Source organism: Micromonospora sp. C41, assembly GCF_018070485.1.
Lineage (GTDB): Bacteria > Actinomycetota > Actinomycetes > Mycobacteriales > Micromonosporaceae > Micromonospora > Micromonospora chalcea.
Genome location: NZ_JAGPXP010000026.1, coordinates 58,963 through 79,352 on the forward strand (window position 1 = coordinate 58,963; position 20,390 = coordinate 79,352).

The following is a 20,390-nucleotide window of genomic DNA, read 5'->3' on the forward strand; positions in this document are numbered from 1 at the left end:
GGACCGCCCCCGAGCGGTCGGCTGAGGGAACACGGCCTGCGGGTCGTTGAGCCTGGTTCCGACGACGTGAACCCGCGCCCGGGTGGTGTGAGGTGCCCGGGAATGATGCCGGGTCGCAGGTCGTTGGACATCCTTCCGGCGCCGCGTAGAGGCCCCCCATCCCCGCGAGCAGCCGAGATCCCCTGAGACTTCTTTGAGCGCCTGACGGTGCCCACGCACCCCCGGTCCCCCCGGGGGGTGTGTCGACCCCCGAATGGAGCCCCCATCATGAACACGATTCTGCGTAAGAGCGTTCTGGGTATTGCTGGTCTGGCTTTCACCGGTGGCGTGTTCGCCGGCCCGGTCGCCGCCCACGCGGCCGACACCACCCACGCGGTCAAGCCGGTCACGGCCACGGTGCAGTCCGACAAGCTGATCCCGCACGGCGTGCAGGGCGACCAGTCCCGCATCGACCTCAATGACGAGCAGACCAAGAACGTGAAGGCCATCATCGCCGCCACGAAGAAGGCCGGCATGGACGAACGTGCCGCCGTCGTCTCCATCGCGACCGCCCTGCAGGAGTCGAAGCTGGAGAACCTCGGCCACCTCGGTGACCGTAACGACCACGACTCGCAGGGCCTGTTCCAGCAGCGCCCCTCCAGCGGTTGGGGCACGGTCGAGCAGATCACCGACCCCGAGTACTCCACGACCGCGTTCCTGAAGGGTCTGAAGCAGGTCGACGGCTGGCAGGACATGCCGCTGACCAAGGCCGCCCAGACCGTCCAGGTGAGCGCGTACCCCGACCACTACGCCCAGTGGGAGCAGCAGGCCGCCGACCTCGTCGCCCAGCACTGGAACAGCTAAAACGAACACGTAAGACACAGCGAAAGGCCGGCACCCCGAACCAACGGGGTGCCGGCCTTTTCGCGTACCCGATGGGTCAGGCCGGGGGCAGGACGAACGTCCACGTGGTGGTGGTCGTGCTGGCCGCGGCGCCGGTGGCGGTGAGCCCGCCGTAGCTGCCGGTCGGCACGCTGCTCGCCGAGTCGGCGAGCAGGCCGGCCACCCGGCCGCCGCCGGTCTGCGAGGTGTTGCTGCGCACCGCCACGCCGGCCGGCGGGGTGAGCGCGGTGGAGGTGCTGTCGCCGTGCAGCCAGTACGACACGGCCCAGCTCTGCGCCGCGGTCACCGGCGCGTACGGGGTGATGCGGGTGGCGGTGCTCGCCGGATCGGTGGCCCGGGTGAAGACCGGCGCCCCGGGCGCGACACCCCGGTACGCGGCCAGCACCAGGTTGCCCTTCGCCTGACCGTCCAGTGTCACCCGGACCGCAGTGCCCGCATCACCGGCGCTCGCGGTCTTCCACCAGGCGGTGGTGGTCGCGAAGCCGCCGTCGAGGCGGTCGAGCCGGCTCCAGCCGGTCACGCCGGTCGGCTCGCCGGTGCCGGTGTGCGTGTTCTGGCTGAGCAGGAGCAGCAACATGTCACCGGCCTGCACGCCCGCCGGGACGGTCACGGTGTGGCTGGTCCAGTTGGCGTTCGCGGTGGCCTGGCCGACGAACGAGATCCGCTCCGGTACGGGCGCGACAGTCACCTCGACGGTTGCGGTGCCGGTGGCGCCCCGGTCGTCGGTGACGGTGAGCGTGACCGGGTAGGTGCCGGCCGCCGCGTACGTGTGGGACGTGGTCGGTACGGAGGCGGTGCCGGTGGTGTCGCCGTCGCCGAAGTTCCAGCTGTGGTCCTGGATCGCGCCGTCGGCGTCGGTGGAACCCGCGCCGGTGAACGTGCACACCAGCCCGGAGCAGGTGGGCGTCAACGCGGCCACCGGCGCCTGGTTCGCGGGGCCGCCCGATCCCTTCAGGATCTTCACGTAGTCGATGTCGCCGGCGAAGTAGTCGCAGGTGACCTTCGTACCGTCGCACTGGCTCTTGCCGCCGACGGACAGCGGCCAGGTGTTCGCGATGGTGCCGGTCGGCCCGTTGAGGCGGCTGGTCCGCACGCCGTCGACGTACATCTCCACGTACGCGGAGGTGCGGTTGCAGGTGATCGTGTGCCACTGGCCGTCGGAGATCGGCACGTCGGTGTAGCCGGTACGGGAGGCGCCGTCCGCGCCCCGGAACAGGCACTTCGGCTTGCCGTTCGGGGCCTCGAACTTCCAGTAGCCGCCGGCCGTGTTGCCCTGTCCCTTCTGGAGGATGTTGCCGAAGGAGTACGTGGTCCGGTAACGGATGGTCACCGAGAAGTCCCCGGCGTCCGGGTTGAAGTCGGTGGTGTGCGGCACCAGGTCGACGTGGCCCGGGACGTACTCCTTGTCGGTGGGCAGGTGCGTGGCGAAGCGGTGGCCGGTCGCCCCGGCGTAGAGCGCGCCGGTGACCACCTCACCGCCGATCGTGCCGTGGCGGCCGTTGCCGCTGTAGTCGGTCAGCACCGTCGACGACGACGCCGGCTCGTCCATGCTGTAGAACGCCACCGTCCGCGTCGCGGTGGCCTGCGCGGGCGCGGCCGATACCGTCACCCCGGCCGCCGCGACGACGGTCGCCACCCCTAATCGTGCGGCCGTGCGCCGCCACCGTCCCCGCTCGATCGTTGCCATGTGACCGCCTCCCTGCGCATCGGGCCTCACAGTGACACGCGCGGTGGCGGCGGCAGAATAATCCGCACGGTGGACCTGGGAGACCGATGTAGCCGGTGCCGGCTGTCCGGTGGGAGACGACCGCCTGTCGACCGGCGGCGTGGTGACTCTCGGTGGGCGATACTGGGTTTGAACCAGTGACCTCTTCCGTGTCAAGGAAGCGCGCTCCCACTGCGCCAATCGCCCGGGCAATCGCGAGCGGACGACGGGATTCGAACCCGCGACCCTCACCTTGGCAAGGTGATGCGCTACCAGCTGCGCTACGTCCGCGTGCCGCCGGTTCGCGCCGGCGACGGGGTGAACTCTACCCGATGCCAAGATCGCCGTGCGGCAGACCCCCGCCGCGCCGGGTGGCCGTGTGGTTGCGCCGCTCACCGCCGGGGTACTGAGGCCGGTGACAGCACAACCATCCCCCCGAAGGAGGCTGTCGTGGGTATCGGTACGAGCATTTTCCTGATCGCGGTCGGCGCGATCCTCACGTTCGCGCTCAACGCCAGCGTCGGCGGGGTCGACCTCGACGTCGTCGGCTGGATCCTCATGGCGGCCGGCGTCCTCGGCCTGATCATGACCACGCTGGTCTGGGGCCGGCGCCGTCAGGTGGTCGCCACGACCGCCGACGAGCCGGTGGAGTACCGCCGGGTCGAGGAGCGCCGGGACGTCGCACCGCCCATGTGATCGTGAGCGGGGCCGACGGAGCTGATCGGTCCCGGCACCGGACCGGCCGGATCGAACATCCGGCCGGTCCGGTCTGCTATGCCCGCTCGCCGTCGGTAGCGGCACCGTCGGTGGCGGCGCGCAGCCCGTACCAGCCGATCGCGGCCACCAGCGCCACCTGCGCCAGGTAGCTCGCGACGACCACCGCGCGAGCGGCGTCCTGCGGCACCAGCACGAACGCCACCACGTAGACGAGCGCGGCGACGACCAGCGGACGCGGCATGGTCCGGCCGATCAGGATCCCGACGAGCGCCAGGACCATGCCGAGGACGATCGCCACCTGGCTGCCGAGGACGGCCGGGAGCAGCCCGTCCAGTTGGTCGTTGAACACGTCGAACAGCGCCCGTCCCTGCGCCTCCGGCACGACCGCCGGGTCGGCGGCGTAGGCGAACGGCAGCACCTCCGCGGTGATCGCCAGCGCGAACACCACGCCGCCGAGGCCGGCCAGGAAGGCACCCACCAGGTTCAGCACGCCCGCGCGGCCCCGGGCCAGCCCGACGATGAACACCGCCGCGGCGATCCAGGACACCGCGTACGCGGGCCCGCCCAGGTAGAGGTTCATCGGCCAGTACGCGGACCCCAGCTCACGTACGTCGTCGTAGTGGATCGCTCCGTCGAACGGCGGCTCCCACAACATGAAGACGGTCCGTCCGGCCAGGGACGCCAGGAGCAGGACGAAAAGGGCGACGAGCGCGGCACGGCGCAACTTCGGTACGGGCACGGTGAGAGCCTCCGTCGATTCAGGTGTCGCCCCACCGTGCCGAGGTACCGCCCGCGCGGGCATCGGCCTCAGCACCTATCTTCGGAAAATCCCTGCTCAATGCGACTGTCGGGCGTGCTCCAGCCAGATCCGCGCGGCCCGCACCCGACGGTTCGTGGCGCCGCCGGGCGTCAGGTCGAGCTTGACGAAGATCGCGCGCAGATGGGCGTCGACGGTCCGCTCGGAGACCACCAGCTGCGCGGCGATCCCCGCGTTGCTGGCGCCGTCGGCGAGCGCGGCGAGCACCTCCCGTTCACGCGCCGTCAGCCCGCCGACCGACACCGGGCCCGCGGCATCCACAACCGCCGTGGCCGGGGCCGCCGGCTCGATGACGTTCGTCGTCTCCGCCGCACCGCCTCCCGTCGTACCCTCTGCGCCGCCTCGCGGCGTCACCGGCGCTGTCGGCGCGGCGGTGAGCAGCGCCGCCAGCCGGCCGGTGCCGGCCCACGCCCCGCCGACGACGGCGACGGTCAGCGCCGACACGACCAGGGCGACCGAGGTCGGGCCGAGGGACGACCCGGGAGCGGCCACGAGCGTGCCGACGCCGACCACCAGCAGGGCCGCGGCGGCCAGGCCCGCGCCACGCACCACGGCGCCGACCCGGCGCGGCTCGGTGGCGCCGCGGGCGGCGGTGACCGCGCACGCGGCGGCGAACACGGCGGCCCCGGCCAGTGCCACCAGGAAGGCGACCGAGCCCAGCGACGGTTCGACGTCGCCGGGCGTGCGGGCGACGGCGAGCAGCAGGCAGAAGACGACTGTCAGCGGCGCGGCGGTGGTGGCCGCCGCGGCCACGCCGAGACGCGCCCGGACGGCGTGGTGCGACCCGAGAGCGGCCCGCCAGAGCGTCACCGGGAGCAGGAACAGCGCCACCGCTGCCAGCAGGGTGACGGCGGCGCCGACCGGCGCGAGCGCGGTACGCCAGGACTCCGGGGCGATCGTCGGAACCCCCGCGAACGGCTGGGTCGCCGTGGTCAGCAGCGCGTTGACGAGCGTGGCCACGCCCAGAGTGAGGCCCACGAGCCGGTGCGTCCACGGGACGGCGTCGCCGGTGCGGACGGCGGCCGAGGCCGTCAGCTGAAGGAGTGCCAGCGGCGGGATCCACGCCGAGTTCCACGCCGCGACGGCCGGCCCGGCCCACGGGTGTCCGGCCGCGACGGCGGCCACCGCGACGACGGCGAGCGCCAGATACGCCAGCAGCGACGCGGCGAGCCCGGCCGCCAGCCGGCCGGCGGCACGGTGACCCGACCGGCTGAGCCGGAGCGCGGCGAGCGCGGTGACCACGGCTGCCGTCGCGAGGGCAATGGCGCCGACCGGGTCGCTCGCGAAACCGCCGTGCCCGGCCGCGCCCAGGACGGCGAGCGCCGCGACGCCGAGGGTCGCCGTGGCGGCGGTGAGGACGGCCAGGCTCCGCAGCGCGGGCACCGGGCGGACGACCGCCGTCATCCGTGGTGATCCCGTCGGGACGGGCGCCGGGGACAGCCGGTCGCCGTCCGCCGGCTCGGACGCGGGACAACGGCCACCAGCACATTCAACCCGGTCCCCCGCCCGAGGTCGATCCCGTGGCCGGTCAGTCGCGCATCAGCTCGTTCAGCTCGCCGAAGTCGAGCCCGCCGGCGAGCGCCTCGTACGTCCCGGCGCCGAGCACCTCCGCCGCCGCGCGCCGGACCACCGCGTACGCCGTCTCGGCCAGCGCCGGGCCGAGGCTCACCCGGGCCACCCCGAGTCGCGCCAGCTCGGCCACCGGCGGCGCGCCCGGCCCGGCCAGCACGTTCAGCGGGGCCGGGATCGCCGCCGTCAGCGCGGCCACCGTCTCCGGCTCCACGGTTCCGGGTACGAAGATCCCGTCCGCGCCGGCGGCCAGGTACGCCTCGGCGCGCTCGACCGTCTCCGGTACGCCCCTGGCGCCCCGCAGGTACGTGTCGACGCGGGCGTTGACGTACAGCGGGATGCCGGCGCGGTCGGCGGCGGCCCGGACCGCGGCGAGCCGGGCGACCTGCTCGTGGATCGGGCGCAGCGGACCGCCGCCGTCGTGCCGGGCGTCCTCGACGTTGACGCCGACGGCTCCGGCGGCGAGCACGGCGGCGACGGTCTCGGCGACCTGGTCGGGGTTGTCGCCGTACCCGGATTCGATGTCGGCGGTGACCGGAAGGCGGACCGCGTCGGCGACGCGGCGGATGACGTCGACGGCGGTGTCGCGGGCGAGCAGGTCGCCGTCGGGGGCGCCGCGACTCCAGGCGACGCCGGCGCTGGTGGTCGCGATCGCGTGGGCGCCGGCCGCGGCGACGAGCCGGGCGCTGACCGCGTCCCAGGCGTTGGCCAGGATCAGTGGGTCACCGGGCCGGTGCAGGGCGCGGAACCGCTGGGCTCGGGTCTGTTGATCGTCCACCGGGCCAGTCTGGGTGGGGCACGCGGGTGCGGCAATGGCCAGCGGCGCGGCACTGGACTGATCAATGGCGACGAGAAAGGCCGTGTCGAATGATCGACACGGCCTTTCCGCTGGTGGGCGATACTGGGTTTGAACCAGTGACCTCTTCCGTGTCAAGGAAGCGCGCTCCCACTGCGCCAATCGCCCTCGTCTACTGCGAGGTGGAGACGGGATTTGAACCCGTGTACACGGCTTTGCAGGCCGTTGCCTCGCCTCTCGGCCACTCCACCGAGGTTGCCCCCGAACTGCGTGGCGGCATCTCCGAGCGGACGACGGGATTCGAACCCGCGACCCTCACCTTGGCAAGGTGATGCGCTACCAGCTGCGCTACGTCCGCACGCCCCCGGTGTTATCCGGTGACGGATGAGAACTTTAGCCGAGCCCGGGAACGGTTGCCAAATCGGGTTCCGTTTCCGGCGCGTCCGGCGGTCGCGGACCCCGCTCCCCCTCGGCTTCCTAGGAGCCTGGGTGGCTTCCGTCCGAGAGCACCGGCGAGCGCTCCCACCTGCGGAAGCAGACCGGCGCGTCGAGTGTCCGGCATCCGACTGCCCGCCCGCCGACCAGCCGCTTCGGTAACTCCCCGTGGTCATGCGGATGGGTTACCGTAACGCCGTGACGAGACGAGCCGCCGAGATCCGCCTGGACGCGCTGCTGCGTACGGCCTGTGAGGTGATCGCGGAACGAGGGCTCGCCAACACCCGCACCGCCGACGTGGCGGAGGCCGCCGGGGTGAGCCAGGCCCTCGTGTTCTACCACTTCGCCACCAAGGACCGACTGCTCGCGCAAGCGTTCGCGTACGCCGTCGAGCAGGACCTGGCCAAGCTCGACGCGGTGCTCCGCTCCTCCGCGCCGCCGCTGGCGAAGCTGCGCCGCATGCTGCGCCTGTACGCGCCGACCGGCCGGGCCACCTCCTGGTCGATGCGCATCGACGGCTGGGCGGAGTCGCTGCGTACCCCGGAACTGGAGAAGCTCTCCCGGCGGCTGGACCTGCGGTGGCGGCAGGACCTGGCCGCGCTGATCACGGACGGGGTCGCCGAGGGCACGTTCGACTGCCCCGACCCGGCCGGCGCGGCCTGGCGGATCAGCGCGGTGATGGACGGCCTCGCGGTCCAGCTCGCGGTGCACGAGCGGGTGATCACGCGCCGCCAGATCGCCGAGTGGATCCGCCTCGTCGCCGCCCGCGAACTGGGCCTCGAACCCAGTCAGCTCGACTGACCGGGCCCCGCCCCCGGCCCGCGCAGGCGGGTCCGCCGGTCAGGGCCAGGTCGGGCGGGGGCGCTCGAAGGGCGGTGGCAGGGTTTCCGGTTCGGTGACGGCGGCCGGGCGCAGCAGGCGGCGCATCCGCAGCAGCAACCCGGCGCCGAGGAACAGCAGCAGCCCGCCGAGCAGGAACGCGGCCTGCACGAGGCCGAAACCGCCGCTGTCCGCGACCGGGCGTCCGGCCACACCACCGGGCGGCGGCGGCTCCACCACTGCCGCGTCGGTCGGCTCGTCGGTCACCGGGTCGTCGGTGGGTGGCTCCTCGCTCGGCGTCTCCGAGGGCTCCGCGCTGGTGGGCGCCGGCGTCGGCGAAGCCTCCTCCCCCACCACCTCACGCGAGGCGGTCCGCCGGGCCAGCAGCCGCAACTGCGGGTCGTACGCCTCGGCGGCGAAACTCACCCGGCCGCGCGCGACGTCCTCGGCGAACGCCACCCGGTAGCGGGCGGTCACGGTCCGGCCCGGGCAGAGCACACCCGGGTCGAGTTGCCGGTCGGTGAGCCGGGCGGTGTCTCCCTCGGTGCGGATCTCCAGCGGGAACGACCCGCTGTCCTCCACCCGGTCCACCTTGAGCTGGTCCAGCCGCAGGCCCTGCACCCGCACCAACATCGACCAGCGCACCTTGACACAGCCGCCCCCGTCGGAGCGGGACACCACGGCGGACAGCGTCTCCACCCGGTTCCCGGCGGTGAACTCGTCCGGCAGACCGCTCAACTCGGTGGAGAAGGCCGCCGCCGCCCGCGCGGGCAGGGCTCCCCCGTACCCGGTCCCGGCCACGAAGGTCAGCACCAGTCCGATCCGTAGCGCGTGCCGCCACCCGCTCACCACGCCTCCTCACCCTCGGTCGTGTCCACAGGCAACGCTAGGAGCGCGCCGGGCACGCCGGTAGACGGGCGTGTTCGCATCCAACGCCACAACACGGGGGCCATTTCACCGAGCGTGGTGAACCGGTCACGGCCCCGCCGCGACACGCCCGGGATCGGTCCCGGCCGGCGGGTGGGACACAATTCTCCGGTGTCCGAGCTGTCCGCCGCGTTCGTCCGGCTGCACGCCCGCCTCGCCCCCGTGGCGTTCGTACCCGAGGTGCGCCTGCACCAGGCCGACGAGCCGATCGGCCTGTGGGAGCTGACCGAGGGCGAGTTCCGCAGCGCCCAGCCGCCGCCGTTCTGGGCGTTCGCCTGGGCCGGCGGGCAGGGCCTGGCCCGCTACGTCACCGACCACCCCGAGGTGGTCGCCGGCCGCCGGGTGCTCGACCTGGCCTCCGGCTCCGGCCTGGTCGCCATCGCCGCCGGCCGCGCCGGCGCGGCCGCCGTCCGGGCGGTCGAGGTGGACGAGCGGGCCGTCGCGGCCGTCGCGCTCAATGCCGAGGCCAACGGGGTACGCGTCGACGCCGAACTCGGCGACATCCTCGACACCGACGCGGGCGACGCCGAGGTGGTGCTGGCCGGGGACGTCTTCTACAGCGAGGCGATGGCCCGCCGGATGCTGCGCTTCCTGCTCCGGGCCGCCCGCGCCGGCGCCCGGGTGCTGGTGGGCGACCCGGGCCGGGCGTTCCTGCCCCGCGAGCGCTTCCACGAGCTGGCCGCGTACGACGTGCCGGTGTCCGAGGCGCTGGAGAGCGTACGGGTGAAGCACACCACCGTGTGGGAGCTGGACCCGAACCCGCCCGGCGCCCGCCGCTAGCGTTACCGCGTGCTGTTCCGGGGCTGGGGGGAGTCCGTCGACGGGCAGTGGCCGGACACGGCCACCGTTGTCGACCACGTCGGCGTGCCACACCTGGTGGTGACCCGGCACGCGCTCGTCCGCCAGGTGCTCACCGATCCGGTGACGTTCCGGCCGGACAACGCGCTCGACGCGGTCACGCCGATCCCGGTGGCCGCGCTGCGGGTGCTCGCCGGGCACCGGTTCCGGCTGCCGCCGACGCTGGCGAACAACGGCGGCGCCAGCCACCCGGAGATCCGCGGCATCGTCGCCGACGCGCTGCACCCGCACCGGGTGGCCGCCCAGCGCCAATGGCTGACCGGGCTGGTCCGGGAGCGGGTGGCCGGGCTGGCGGCGACGCTGGACGCGGGCCGCCCGGTCGACCTGTACGCGGGCCTCGCCGCCGACCTGCCGCTGCTGGTGCTGGCCCGGCTGGTCGAGCTGCCGGACGCGCCGGTCGGCGCGGTGAAGGACTTCGCCCGGGCGGCGCTGGAGCTGTTCTGGGCGCCGCTGGACTCCGCCCGGCAGCTCGCGCTCGTCGCCGAGGTGGGCCGGTTCCACACCGTGCTGCGGGAGTTCGCCGCCACCGGGGGCGGGCTCGCCGCGCGGCTGCGCGCGGCGGGGCACTCCCCCGACGTGGTCGTCGGGGCGCTGTTCTTCCTGCTGGTCGCCGGCCAGGAGACCACCTCGCAGTTCCTGACCCTGCTGCTGCACCGGCTGTCCGGCGAACCGGCGGTACGGGCCGGCCTGCGCGCGGGCACGGTCGCCGTGGACGACGTGGTCGAGGAGGGGCTGCGGCTGGAGCCACCGATCGTCACGTGGCGGCGGGTGGCGGCGATCGACACCACGCTCGGCGAGCTGCCGGTGGCGGCGGGCACCAGCGTGGTGGCCTGGCTGGCCCGCGCCGGGCGCGACCCGTCGGTGGTCGGCGCGCCGGGTGAGTTCCGCCCGGGGCAGCCCGGCTCGCGGCGGCACCTGGCCTTCGGCGCCGGGCCGCACCGCTGCGTCGGCGCGCAGCTGGCCCGGATGGAGGCGACGGTGGTGGTCGCGGAGGCCGTCGCGCTGCTGGACGACGTGACTGTGGTCCGTCCACCCTGGTGCCCGGACAACCTCACGTTCCGGATGCCCGACGCGTTCGTGGTCCGCCGCGTCTGAATCCTGCGGGTGTTAACAGGGGGCCCTTCCTCTACCGGAGGCGTTAATAAGGGGCCCTTCCTTACTCCTCGGCCCAGGCGCGCCAGTCGTCGAGCACGCCGTACAGGGCGGGGGTGAGCCAGCCCGGAGCGGACCGGCGGAACACACCGGGGTCCATCCCGCCCGCGCCGGCCGGTACCGCGCCGAGCAGGTTCGGCACCAGCTCGGACAGGTTGAGCCAGTGCACCAGTTCCGGTTCGGCCGGCCAGGCGCCGATCACCACGCCGGCCGGTACGGCCCGCCGCTCCAGCGCCTCCAGCGTCAGCGCGGTGTGGTTGAGCGTGCCGAGTCCGGCCCGCGCCACCACCACCGCGGGCGCGCCGAGCGACACCGCGAGGTCGGCCACCGTCCACGGCTCGCCGGACGGGCGCAACCCCATCGGTACGAGCAGCCCGCCCGCGCCCTCGATCAGCACCAGGTCGTGCTTGTCCGCCTCCTCGCGGATCGCGTCGACGGCGTTGTACAGCTCCAGCGGCGGCAGGTCCGCCACCCGGGCCGCGGCCAGCGGCGCGAGCGGGTCGGGATAGCTGGCGAGCGTCCGGCCGGTGAGCGGGGCGGCCAGCCGGGTCACCGAGTCGACGTCGCCGGGCTCGCCGGTGGCCGTACCGGTCTGGCCGGGCTTGACCACGGCGACCCGCAGCCCGGCGGCCTGCGCGGCGGCGGCGACGGCGGCGGTCACCACCGTCTTGCCGATCTCGGTGTCGGTGCCGGTCACCAGCACCGGCCCGGTCCAGGCGTCGCCGAGGCTCATGGCGCACACTCCACGATCACGTCCAGGGCCCGGTCGAAGTCGGCCCGGTCCACCCCGGCGCTGACCGTGAGGCGCAGCCGGGAGCGGCTGTCCGGTGTGGACGGCGGACGGAAGCAGCCGACCGCCACACCGCGCTCCCGGCAGGCGGCGGCCCAGGCGGTCGCCGCCTCCGGTCCGGGCGCGGTCACCGAGATCACCGCGCCGTCGGGGGCGGACACGGACAGCCCGGCCGCGCCGAGGCGGCGCACCGCCGTCGCGACCCGGTCGGCCAGCTCGGCGCGCAGCGCGTCGCCGTCGCGGGCCAGGCGCACCGCGGCGCGTACCCCGGCCACCACGGCGGGCGGCGGCGCGGTGTCGAAGATGAACGTGCGGCCGGTCTCCACCAGGTGGCGGACGAACTCGGCCGGCCCGGCGACCACGCCGCCGGCCCCGCCGAGTGCCTTGGACAGCGTCGCGGTGACCACCACGTCGGGCGCGCCGGCCAGCCCGGCGGCGGCCACCCCGCCGGCCCCGGCCGGGCCGGTGACGCCGAGCGCGTGCGCGTCGTCGACGAGCAGCAGCGCGCCGTGGCGGCGGGCCACCTCGTGCAGCTCCGCGAGCGGGGCCAGGTCGCCGTCGACGGAGAAGACCGACTCGGTCACCACCACGGCCGGGCGGCCCGGCGCGGCGGCCAGCGCCGCGGCCACCGCGGCCACGTCGGCGTGCGGCGTCACCAGCGTCTCGGCGCCGGAGATCCGGCAGCCGTCGATCAGCGAGGCGTGGTTGTGGGCGTCGGAGACGAGCAGCGTACGCGGCTGCGTCAGTCCCCGGACGGCGGCGAGGTTGGCCAGGTAGCCGGAGGAGAAGACCAGCGCCCGGTCGACGCCGAGCCAGTCGGCCAGGTCGTCCTCCAGCGCGTGGTGGGCGTCGGTGGAGCCGCGCACCAGGCGTGACCCGGTGGCGCCCAGCCCGTACGCGGACAGGGCCTCCGCGGCGGCGGCGGTGACCTGCGGGTGGGTGGCCAGGCCGAGGTAGTCGTTGCCGGCCAGGTCGACCACCGCGTCGTCGGCGGCCCGGGGACGCAGCGTGCGGGTGAGTCCCGCCCGGGCCCGCAGCTCGGCGCGGCGGTCCAGGGCCGCCAGCCAGTCCGCCACCGTGCCGTCCCCTCCCGCCGACCACCGCCCCGCCGGGCGCTTCCGCGGGGCGAAGTTACCACCCGTCCCGAGGGCTCCGGCGTGGCGCGGTCCCGGCTCGCCGGGGCTGCTGGCGGCGGTTTCCCGGCCCCTCGGTGGCCTGTTAGGTTACGAGCCATGCCAGAGATCCTCGACCAGGCCCGGGAGCGGGTGCTGGGCAACGGTGTCGGCCTCGACGAGGCCGGTGTCCTCGCGGTGCTGAACCTTCCCGACGAACACCTGCCCGCCGCCCTCCAGCTCGCGCACGAGGTCCGGATGCGCTGGTGCGGTCCGGAGGTCGAGGTCGAGGGCATCGTCTCGCTGAAGACCGGCGGCTGCCCGGAGGACTGCCACTTCTGCTCGCAGTCCGGCCTGTTCACCTCGCCGGTCCGGTCGGTCTGGCTGGACATCCCGGCGCTGGTCGAGGCCGCGAAGCAGACCGCCGCGACCGGGGCGACCGAGTTCTGCATCGTGGCCGCCGTGCGCGGTCCGGACGCCCGGCTGATGAAGCAGATGCGTGAGGGCGTCGCGGCCATCCGCGCCGCTGTCGACATCCAGGTCGCCGCGTCGCTCGGCATGCTCACCCAGGAGCAGGTCGACGAGCTGGTCGAGATGGGCGTGCACCGCTACAACCACAACCTGGAGACCTGCCGCTCCTACTTCCCGAACGTGGTCACCACGCACTCGTGGGAGGAGCGCTGGGAGACGCTGCGGATGGTCCGCGAGTCGGGCATGGAGGTCTGCTGCGGCGGCATCCTCGGCCTCGGCGAGACGGTCGAGCAGCGGGCCGAGTTCGCCGCGCAGCTCGCCGAGCTGGACCCGCACGAGGTGCCGCTGAACTTCCTCAACCCGCGGCCGGGCACGCCGCTCGGTGACCGTCCGGTGGTGGAGGGCAAGGACGCGCTGCGCGCCATCGCCGCGTTCCGGCTGGCCATGCCGCGCACCATCCTGCGGTACGCGGGCGGCCGCGAGCTGACCCTCGGTGACCTGGGCACCCGCGACGGCCTGCTGGGCGGCATCAACGCGGTGATCGTCGGCAACTACCTGACCACGCTGGGTCGCCCGGCCAACGCCGACCTGAAGCTGCTGGAAGACCTGAAGATGCCGGTGAAGGCGCTCTCGGCGACCCTGTGAGGCAGCGGTGACCGATCTTTCCCCCGCCCCGGCCGCGCCCGCGGCGCTGTGGTGCGACAGGTGCGGCGAATCGGTGGCGGCCGGGCCGCACCCGGCGTGCGAGGCGGCGCGGGCGTGGGAGCCGCCGCGCTGGTGCGCGTCCTGCCGGCGGCGGATGAAGGTGCAGGTCGTACCGGCCGGCTGGTCGGCGGTCTGCGTCGAGCACGGCGAGCGGCGGGGCTGAGGCGTGCTGCGCGGGCGGGCGGTGACGTTGCGGCCGGTGACCGACGCCGACGTGCCCGCGCTGGCCGCGATCCGGGCCACCCCGGAGGTGCGCCGCTGGTGGCGCGGCGGTGACGATCTGGCCGAGTCGGTCCGGGCCGACCTGGCCGACGACGCGGTGACGATCTACGCGGTCGAGCACGACGGCCGGCTGGTCGGGGCGATCCAGTGGTACGCCGAGACCGACCCGGACTATCGCCACGCCAGCCTGGATGTCTTCCTCGACCCGGCGGTACGCGGCTCCGGGCTGGGCGGCGACGCGATCCGCACGCTGGTCCGGCACCTGATCGACGAGTACGGCCACCACCGGTTCACGATCGACCCGGCGGCGGCGAACACGGCGGCGATCCGCGCGTACGCGAAGGTGGGGTTCCGTCCGGTGGGCATCATGCGCCGCTACGAGCGCGGGGCGGACGGGCGCTGGCACGACGCGCTGCTGATGGATCTGCTGGCCGAGGACCTGGCCGGCTGAGCTGACGGACGGGCGTGCCCGGCACCACGCGGGTGCCGGGCACGCTCTCCGGTAACTGTGTGACGGTGTCAGCGCTGGAGGGTCAGCACACCCGGCCGCCACGGCAGCAGGTTGTAGTCGCCGCCCGCACTGGGGTTCTTGCCCTGGTACAGGAACTGCAGGTTGCAGGGGTCGATGGTCTTGGTCTGGTCGGGGTTGTTGCGGACCAGGTCACCGTGGCTGATGTCGTTGGTCCAGGTCGCGCCGCTGTTGGCCTTGCCGGCGAACGGGTTGCTCTCGGTGGCGGCCTGCGGGGTCCACGAGCCGCTCAGGCTGTTGGACGTGAACGACCGGAAGTAGCGTCCCTGGCTTCCGATCGCCTCGACGATCATCAGGTACTGGTTCTGGCCCGCCACCTTGTAGACCTCGACGCCCTCGAACAGGTTGTTCGTCGAGTCCGACATGATCGTCGTGTAGCTCGAGCCGAAGCTGCCCGGGAAGTTCCCGAGCGGCATGCTCGACCGGTAGATCTTGCCGTTGTCCCCGGCGAAGAACAGGTACATGTTCTGGTCGTCACCGATCAGGGTCTGGTCGATGACGCCGTACGGGGCGTCCGGCAGGGTGGCGGTGGACAGCGTCTGCGCCGAGGACCAGCCGTTGGCGTTGGTCGGGTCGCTCGACGTCTTGTAGCTGAACGAGGTCGGTCCCCACTGGTACGCCAGCACCCAGATGTTCTTCGGGGCGAAGTACAGCAGCGTGGGCGCCACGGTGCCCTGGCTCATCCCGTTCTGGCCGGTCGACGCCATGTCGGACCAGTTGGTGAACGGGGTGAAGTTCATCGAGCTGTACTGGCCGCTGCTGTTGACGTACGACCCGTAGACCAGGTGCTTGCCGTTGTGGACGACGTTCGTGAAGTCCTTGAGCGAGACCCAGCCGTTCTGCGGGTTCGCCAGCGCGCCGGTCGACGACCACCGGTAGGTCGACGGGAGCGAGCAGCCGCCCGGCGGGGGCGTCGTGGTGGCCGGCGGCGGCGTGGTCGGGGACGGCGAGGTGCCGCCACCGAAGTCGGTCCGCCACTGCTGGTTGGTCTGTCCGTGGCAGTCGTACAACTGGACCTGCTGGCCGTTGCCGGTGCCCCAGACGTCCAGGCAGCGACCGGACTGCACGCCGCTGATGGTGCCGTTGGAGTTGATGTTCCACTGCTGGTTGGACTGGCCGTTGCAGTCCCAGATGATGATTCCGGTGCCGTTGGCGGTGGCCGCGCCGTTCGCGTCGAGGCACTTGGTGCCGTAGACCATCAGCTGCTTGCTGGAGGTGTACGTCCACTGCTGGTTCGACTGACCGTTGCAGTCGTAGAGCTGGACCCGGGTGCCGTTCGTCTGGGTGGCGTTCGGCACGTCGATGCACCGGCCCGACTGCACGCCGACGATCCGGCCGGCGCCGCCGCTCGGCGGCGGTGCCGTGGTCGGGGTCGTGGTCGGGGTCGTGGTCGGCCCGGAGGTCGGGGCGGCCGCGTTGAGCGCGTTGAGGACCGAGTTGTACGCGGCCTTCTTGTTGCCTCCGCCGTCGAACAGCAGCGGGCTCTCGTTCGAGCGCCACGAGTCGCTGTCCCGCACGCCCCACACGGTGATGCCGATGCAGCGCGGCACGTTGATGCACGCCTGCGTCAGACCGGCGTACTGGCTGGTCGAGGAGTTCGTGACGTCGACCTCGGTCAGCGCCACGTCCACACCCAGCGCGGCGAAGTTCTGCAGCGTGGTCTGGAAGTTGCCCGGCAGCGAGCTGCCGCCGGTGAAGTGGGTCTGCAGACCCACGCAGTCGATCGGCACACCCCGGGACTTGAAGTCCCGGATCATGTTGTACACACCCTGCGTCTTGCCGTACGACCAGTTCTCGATGTTGTAGTCGTTGTAGCACAGCTTGGTCGACGGGTCGGCCGCCCGCGCGGTGCGGAACGCGACCTCGATCCAGTCGTTGCCGGTGCCCTGCAGGTTCGACTGCCGACGGCTGCCGTCCTCGTTGAACGCCTCGTTCACCACGTCCCACGCGGCCAGCTTGCCCCGGTAGTGGGCCATCACACCGTTGATGTGGTCGATCATCGCCTGACGCAGGTTGCTGCCGTTCAGGCTCTGCATCCAGCCCGGCTGCTGCGCGTGCCACGCCAGCGTGTGGCCACGGACCTTCAGGCCCCGCTGGGTCGCCCAGTTGTAGATCTGGTCGCCCGAGTTGAAGTTGAACTGGCCGCGCTGGGGCTGCGTCGCGTCCGGCTTCATCTCGTTCTCGGCGGTGATCATGTTGAACTCACGCGCCGCGATCGTGCTGTACGTCGAGTCGCCGAGCCGGCCCGCCGCGATGGCGGTGCCGAAGTAGCGGCCCGACTGCGCGGCGGCCGCGCCCAGCGTGCTCGCGGCGGCGTTCGCCGCCGGCATCATCACCGCGACGGCGGCCACCGTCACGGCGCTGACCGCGCCGGCGAGCAGCGCTCGGACGGCTGGTGATCGCCGTCGCCGACTCCCGCCGCGATGAGCGGATGGGCTCATTGCCATCTTGGCCTCCTTACTGGCCAACACCCAGGCCGTCGGGGCGGGACGACTGGACGTTTCGGTTGGGGTATCTAGCTTTGTCGATGCTTCCACCACGCATCGGTGGGGACAATGGTGTTTCGGAAAAGTTTCGGAACGTTTTTGGCCGCGCGGGGCCGGGTGCGGCGTGGCCGGTCACACGGGGTGCGGTACCGGCCACGCCACGTCGACGGTCAGGCGACCGTGCAGGCGGTCCCGTTGAGCGTGAAGGTCGCCGGCCTCGGGTTCGAGCCGGTGTGGGTGCCGTTGAAACCGAAGCTCGTCGACGCCCCGGGCGCCAGCGTCCCGTTGTACGACAGGTTCGTCGCGGTCACCGCCGCGCCCGTCTGGGTCACGTTCGCCGACCAGGCCTGCCCGACCTTCTGCCCGGCGTTGCCGAACGTGAACGCCAGCGTCCAGCCGTTGATCGCCGTGGTGCCGGTGTTGGCGACGGTGATGTTCGCGGTGAACCCGGTGTCCCAGGAGTTCGCCGTCCAGGTCACCGCGCAGGTGCCGCCGGCCGGCGGCGCGGTGGTGGTCACCGTGACGCCGGGCGAGGCGGGTGAGACGTTCCCGGCCGCGTCCACCGCCACCACCGTGAAGGTGTACGTGGTGGAGGCGGTCAGCCCGGTCACCGCCAGCGTGGTGCCGGTGGCGGTGCCGACCAGGACGTTCCCGCCCCGGTAGACGCGGTACCCGGTGACGCCCACCGCGTCGGTGGACGGACCCCAGGTCAGCGTCAGTCCGGTCGGGCCGACCGCGGAGGCGGTGGGGGTGCCCGGCGCGGTCGGCGGGGTGGTGTCGGGCGCCGGGCCGGCCGGCGTGGTGACGCTGACCGCAGCCGACGACGCGGATCGGTTGCCGGCGCCGTCGAGCGCCCGCACGGTGAACTGGTACGTCCGCTCGGGTGCCAACCCGGTCACGGTGAGGGTGGTGCCGGTCGAGGCGGTGACGACCGGGTCGGCGCCGGCCGAGGTACGGGTCACCTCGTAGCCGGCCAGCCCGCTGCCACCGGTGTCGGTGGACGCGGCCCAGGTCAGCGTGAGCCCGCTCGACGTGACGGCGGACGCGACAGGGGTGCCGGGCACCGAGGGCGCGGTGGTGTCCGGGGTGACCGGCCCGGGCTCCTCGCCCCAGACCCGTACGCCGCCGGAGTAGAGCGGCACCTTGCGGTTGGGCCCGGCGGTGGCCTGGTACGACGGGTCGTTGGTCGGGTCCCAGGTGCCGCCCTCCGGCACGCCGATCTTGAACTGCACCTCCATCCGGTGCTGGGACTGCCCGGCGGGCGCGATGGTGTAGCCGGTGCAGTCGACTTCGACGTACCAGATGTCGCCGGAGAACTGCTTCGCCGTCGACGGCGACGGGCAGCCCTGGGTGTAGCCGGGGGTGACGGTGACCGGTCCGGTGCCGTCGGGCCGGAAGAAGTACCGGAACTTACCGGTGGTCAGCGCCCGGGCCGGGAACGCCGACTTGTTGTAGATGATCGCCTTCAGTCCGGTGGCGCGCGGCTCGGCCTGCATGACTGTGGTCTCCACGGTCATCTCGTCCATGTCGGGCGTCTCGGCGGACGGGAACCCGGCGCGCGGGCTGCCGCCGTACTCGTTGGCGAGCCGGGCCAGCGCGGAGGTGAAGCCGGCGTTGTAGTCGGTGGCCACCTCGTTCATCACGTAGTCCGACCGGCTGTCGGTGTACGCGTCGTTTGCCGATGACGGGCCGCCGACCAGCGCGCCGTAGAGCACGTGCCGGGTCTCGGTGGGCACGGTCTGGCTGTCCCACCAGGAGCCGTGCGCGGTGCGGTGGTGCGGGTTGCGCGGCGAGTTCGTGCCGAAGCCGATCTGGTAGCTGGAGTTGCGCGGGTTGTCGCCGAGCGCGTAGTTGATCTGCCGGACCGCGAAGTCGTGGTAGCGCGCCTTGCGCGTGGTGTCGGTGGTCTTGTCGCTGTAGACCAGCGCGGCGAACGCGGTGTTCGAGGCGTACCGCAGCGCGCCCCAGGAGTCGAGCACCGCCATCCCGCCGGGCGAGTACGGCACCCGCTGCCCGTTGACGCCCACCGTCCAGTAGTCCAGCCACCGGTTGGCGTCGTCGGCGTACTTCTGCTTGCCGGTCAGGTTGGCCAGCAGCACGTACGCGCCGAACTGCTTGTTGTCCCAGGCGATGGTCCACTTGTAGGAGCGGGTGGTGGACTGCGGCTCGGTGCCGAGCTTGTCGTACTCGCTCTCGGCCTTGGCCAGGTAGGTGGCGTCGCCGGTGGCCCGGTACAGCCAGATCGCGCCCCAGACCAGCTCGTCCTGGTAGCCGCTCCACGACTTGTAGAAGCTCGTCGCGTCCGTGATGCACTCGTGGTAGCTCTTCCGCACCGTGTCGGCGAACGTGTAGAGCTGCTTGGCGTGGCCGAGCAGCTTGTCCGCGTAGGCCGCGTCGGTGGGGCGGAACACCATGGACGAGGCGGCCATCGCGGCCGCCGTCTCCCCCGCCAGGTCCGCGCCGCCGCAGCTCGCGTCGATCTTGTACGCGGGCCGCGCCATCGGCATCACCTCGGCCGGGCCCCACCACTTGTGGTCGTCGTCGCCCTTGCCGACCTGTCCGTACAGGACGTTCGGCGCGGGGTGCGCCTTGACGAAGTAGTCGTTGACGAAGCGCAGGTTGTTCAGCAGGTGGGTGAGCTGCCCGGAGGCGACGTAGCCGTCGCGGTACTCGACCGCGCCCCAGGCCAGCATGGTGGCGCTGAACGCCATCGGGAAGCCGAACTTCACGTGGTCACCGGCGTCGTACCAGCCGCCGGTGAGGTCGACGCCGACGTCGGCGCCGTCGGTGAGCGCCGAGTCGCCGCGCCAGGAGACGCGGTTCCACGAGGGCTTGGGGCCGGACTGCTGCGCCTCGTAGAAGAACAGCGACTTCTGCAACGCCTCGGCGTAGTTGAACGTGGCCGCGGCCTGCGCGGCGGGCACCTCGACGGCCGACGCGGGCGGCGCGGCGGCGACGGCCGTGGCCAGGCCGACGGCCAGTGCGGCGCCGGCGGCGAGCAACCGGCGCAGCCGCGACCGGCCTCCGGGCGGCGGTATCGGACGGGGCATGGCGAGCTCCTGTGGCTGGCGCCGCGCGGCAGCCGGAGCGGGGACGGCACTCGGGGCTCCGGCTGCCGCGAGGCAGTGGTGGTGGGGTGACCGCAGGAGCCTCGGGAGCGCTCCCATGGATAAGCGACAATGTAATGCGCGGGCAACATGTTGGGAAGGCCACCGTCGGCGAGGCCCGCTCGGCGTACCGACGGGTAACAAACGGGAGCTGGATCACACCATCGATGCAGCTCGATATTGAGCCGACTCGTTCCCAGCTCAGCGGCATCGCGGTGACGACGAACGCGCCGCGGACGGCCCCGTCCAGGCCGCCGCCGTCCTGGCATACGAGCGTACGGTTGCCCGCCC

17 protein-coding genes and 5 tRNA genes are annotated in these 20,390 nt (G+C 72.9%); 8 read left to right on the forward strand and 14 right to left on the reverse strand.

Annotation, left to right across the window (positions count from 1 at the left end):
- Positions 1–267: 267 nt before the first annotated feature.
- Positions 268–843, forward strand: coding sequence for a hypothetical protein (locus KBX43_RS24095; RefSeq protein WP_210887254.1), 576 nt, complete (start codon positions 268–270; stop codon positions 841–843).
- 76 nt (positions 844–919) lie between these two features.
- Here KBX43_RS24095 and KBX43_RS24100 read toward each other — a convergent pair whose 3' ends face one another.
- The 3 genes from KBX43_RS24100 to KBX43_RS24110 all read right to left on the reverse strand — a co-directional run bounded on the left by KBX43_RS24100 (position 920) and on the right by KBX43_RS24110 (position 2,878).
- On the reverse strand, positions 920–2,569 hold the full coding sequence (locus KBX43_RS24100; RefSeq protein WP_210887256.1) for a PKD domain-containing protein: 1,650 nt from the start codon (positions 2,567–2,569) through the stop codon (positions 920–922).
- Between the two features lie 153 nt (positions 2,570–2,722).
- Positions 2,723–2,794 (reverse strand) — tRNA-Val (locus tag KBX43_RS24105).
- An 11-nt stretch (positions 2,795–2,805) separates the two neighbouring features.
- Positions 2,806–2,878: transfer RNA gene (locus KBX43_RS24110), tRNA-Gly, on the reverse strand.
- Positions 2,879–3,037: 159 nt separating this feature from the next.
- Here KBX43_RS24110 and KBX43_RS32145 point away from each other — a divergent pair.
- On the forward strand, positions 3,038–3,283 hold the full coding sequence (locus tag KBX43_RS32145) for a DUF6458 family protein (protein WP_158559994.1): 246 nt from the start codon (positions 3,038–3,040) through the stop codon (positions 3,281–3,283).
- Between the two features lie 76 nt (positions 3,284–3,359).
- On the opposite strand, the gene KBX43_RS24120 is transcribed toward KBX43_RS32145, so the two are convergent.
- The 6 genes from KBX43_RS24120 to KBX43_RS24145 all read right to left on the reverse strand — a co-directional run bounded on the left by KBX43_RS24120 (position 3,360) and on the right by KBX43_RS24145 (position 6,844).
- Complete coding sequence (locus KBX43_RS24120; protein WP_069089414.1) at positions 3,360–4,043, reverse strand: hypothetical protein; 684 nt, start codon at positions 4,041–4,043, stop codon at positions 3,360–3,362.
- Positions 4,044–4,139: 96 nt separating this feature from the next.
- Complete coding sequence (locus KBX43_RS24125; RefSeq protein WP_210887257.1) at positions 4,140–5,525, reverse strand: response regulator transcription factor; 1,386 nt, start codon at positions 5,523–5,525, stop codon at positions 4,140–4,142.
- A gap of 124 nt (positions 5,526–5,649) precedes the next feature.
- On the reverse strand, positions 5,650–6,468 hold the full coding sequence (locus KBX43_RS24130; RefSeq protein WP_210887259.1) for an isocitrate lyase/phosphoenolpyruvate mutase family protein: 819 nt from the start codon (positions 6,466–6,468) through the stop codon (positions 5,650–5,652).
- Between the two features lie 111 nt (positions 6,469–6,579).
- Positions 6,580–6,654 (reverse strand) — tRNA-Val (locus KBX43_RS24135).
- A gap of 12 nt (positions 6,655–6,666) precedes the next feature.
- A tRNA-Cys gene (locus KBX43_RS24140) sits at positions 6,667–6,737 on the reverse strand.
- Positions 6,738–6,771: 34 nt separating this feature from the next.
- Positions 6,772–6,844, reverse strand: a tRNA-Gly gene (locus KBX43_RS24145).
- A gap of 275 nt (positions 6,845–7,119) precedes the next feature.
- Between KBX43_RS24145 and KBX43_RS24150 the strand changes: the two genes are divergently transcribed.
- Entirely contained in the window at positions 7,120–7,722 is a 603-nt protein-coding gene (locus tag KBX43_RS24150; RefSeq protein WP_069089527.1) for a TetR/AcrR family transcriptional regulator, read from the forward strand.
- A 39-nt stretch (positions 7,723–7,761) separates the two neighbouring features.
- Here KBX43_RS24150 and KBX43_RS24155 read toward each other — a convergent pair whose 3' ends face one another.
- Complete coding sequence (locus KBX43_RS24155) at positions 7,762–8,589, reverse strand: hypothetical protein (RefSeq protein ID WP_064447271.1); 828 nt, start codon at positions 8,587–8,589, stop codon at positions 7,762–7,764.
- Positions 8,590–8,778: 189 nt separating this feature from the next.
- Between KBX43_RS24155 and KBX43_RS24160 the strand changes: the two genes are divergently transcribed.
- Both KBX43_RS24160 and KBX43_RS24165 read left to right on the forward strand, forming a co-directional pair.
- Positions 8,779–9,447, forward strand: a complete 669-nt coding sequence (locus tag KBX43_RS24160; RefSeq protein ID WP_210887261.1) for a methyltransferase — start codon at positions 8,779–8,781, stop codon at positions 9,445–9,447.
- A gap of 9 nt (positions 9,448–9,456) precedes the next feature.
- Complete coding sequence (locus KBX43_RS24165; protein WP_210887263.1) at positions 9,457–10,620, forward strand: cytochrome P450; 1,164 nt, start codon at positions 9,457–9,459, stop codon at positions 10,618–10,620.
- A gap of 61 nt (positions 10,621–10,681) precedes the next feature.
- On the opposite strand, the gene bioD is transcribed toward KBX43_RS24165, so the two are convergent.
- Positions 10,682–11,410 carry a dethiobiotin synthase gene (gene bioD, locus KBX43_RS24170; protein WP_069089410.1) on the reverse strand — a complete coding sequence of 243 codons (729 nt, stop codon included), beginning with the start codon at positions 11,408–11,410 and terminating at the stop codon, positions 10,682–10,684.
- Entirely contained in the window at positions 11,407–12,543 is a 1,137-nt protein-coding gene (locus KBX43_RS24175) for an 8-amino-7-oxononanoate synthase (protein ID WP_064447188.1), read from the reverse strand. Before KBX43_RS24175 ends, bioD begins: the two co-directional genes overlap by 4 nt.
- Positions 12,544–12,699: 156 nt before the next feature.
- Between KBX43_RS24175 and bioB the strand changes: the two genes are divergently transcribed.
- From bioB to KBX43_RS24190, 3 genes are read left to right on the forward strand one after another with little or no spacing between them, the layout of a single operon-like run.
- A complete protein-coding gene (gene bioB, locus KBX43_RS24180; protein ID WP_064447187.1) occupies positions 12,700–13,695 on the forward strand; it encodes a biotin synthase BioB in 996 nt (331 codons plus the stop codon).
- A gap of 7 nt (positions 13,696–13,702) precedes the next feature.
- The gene (locus KBX43_RS24185) at positions 13,703–13,918 is read left to right on the forward strand and encodes a hypothetical protein (protein WP_069089407.1); all 216 of its coding nucleotides are present in this window, start codon (positions 13,703–13,705) and stop codon (positions 13,916–13,918) included.
- Between the two features lie 3 nt (positions 13,919–13,921).
- Positions 13,922–14,428, forward strand: a complete 507-nt coding sequence (locus KBX43_RS24190; protein ID WP_043325589.1) for a GNAT family N-acetyltransferase — start codon at positions 13,922–13,924, stop codon at positions 14,426–14,428.
- A gap of 68 nt (positions 14,429–14,496) precedes the next feature.
- On the opposite strand, the gene KBX43_RS24195 is transcribed toward KBX43_RS24190, so the two are convergent.
- Both KBX43_RS24195 and KBX43_RS24200 read right to left on the reverse strand, forming a co-directional pair.
- A complete protein-coding gene (locus KBX43_RS24195; protein ID WP_113973397.1) occupies positions 14,497–16,953 on the reverse strand; it encodes a non-reducing end alpha-L-arabinofuranosidase family hydrolase in 2,457 nt (818 codons plus the stop codon).
- A gap of 209 nt (positions 16,954–17,162) precedes the next feature.
- A complete protein-coding gene (locus tag KBX43_RS24200) occupies positions 17,163–20,042 on the reverse strand; it encodes a glycoside hydrolase family 9 protein (RefSeq protein WP_210887265.1) in 2,880 nt (959 codons plus the stop codon).
- Positions 20,043–20,390 lie beyond the last annotated feature (348 nt).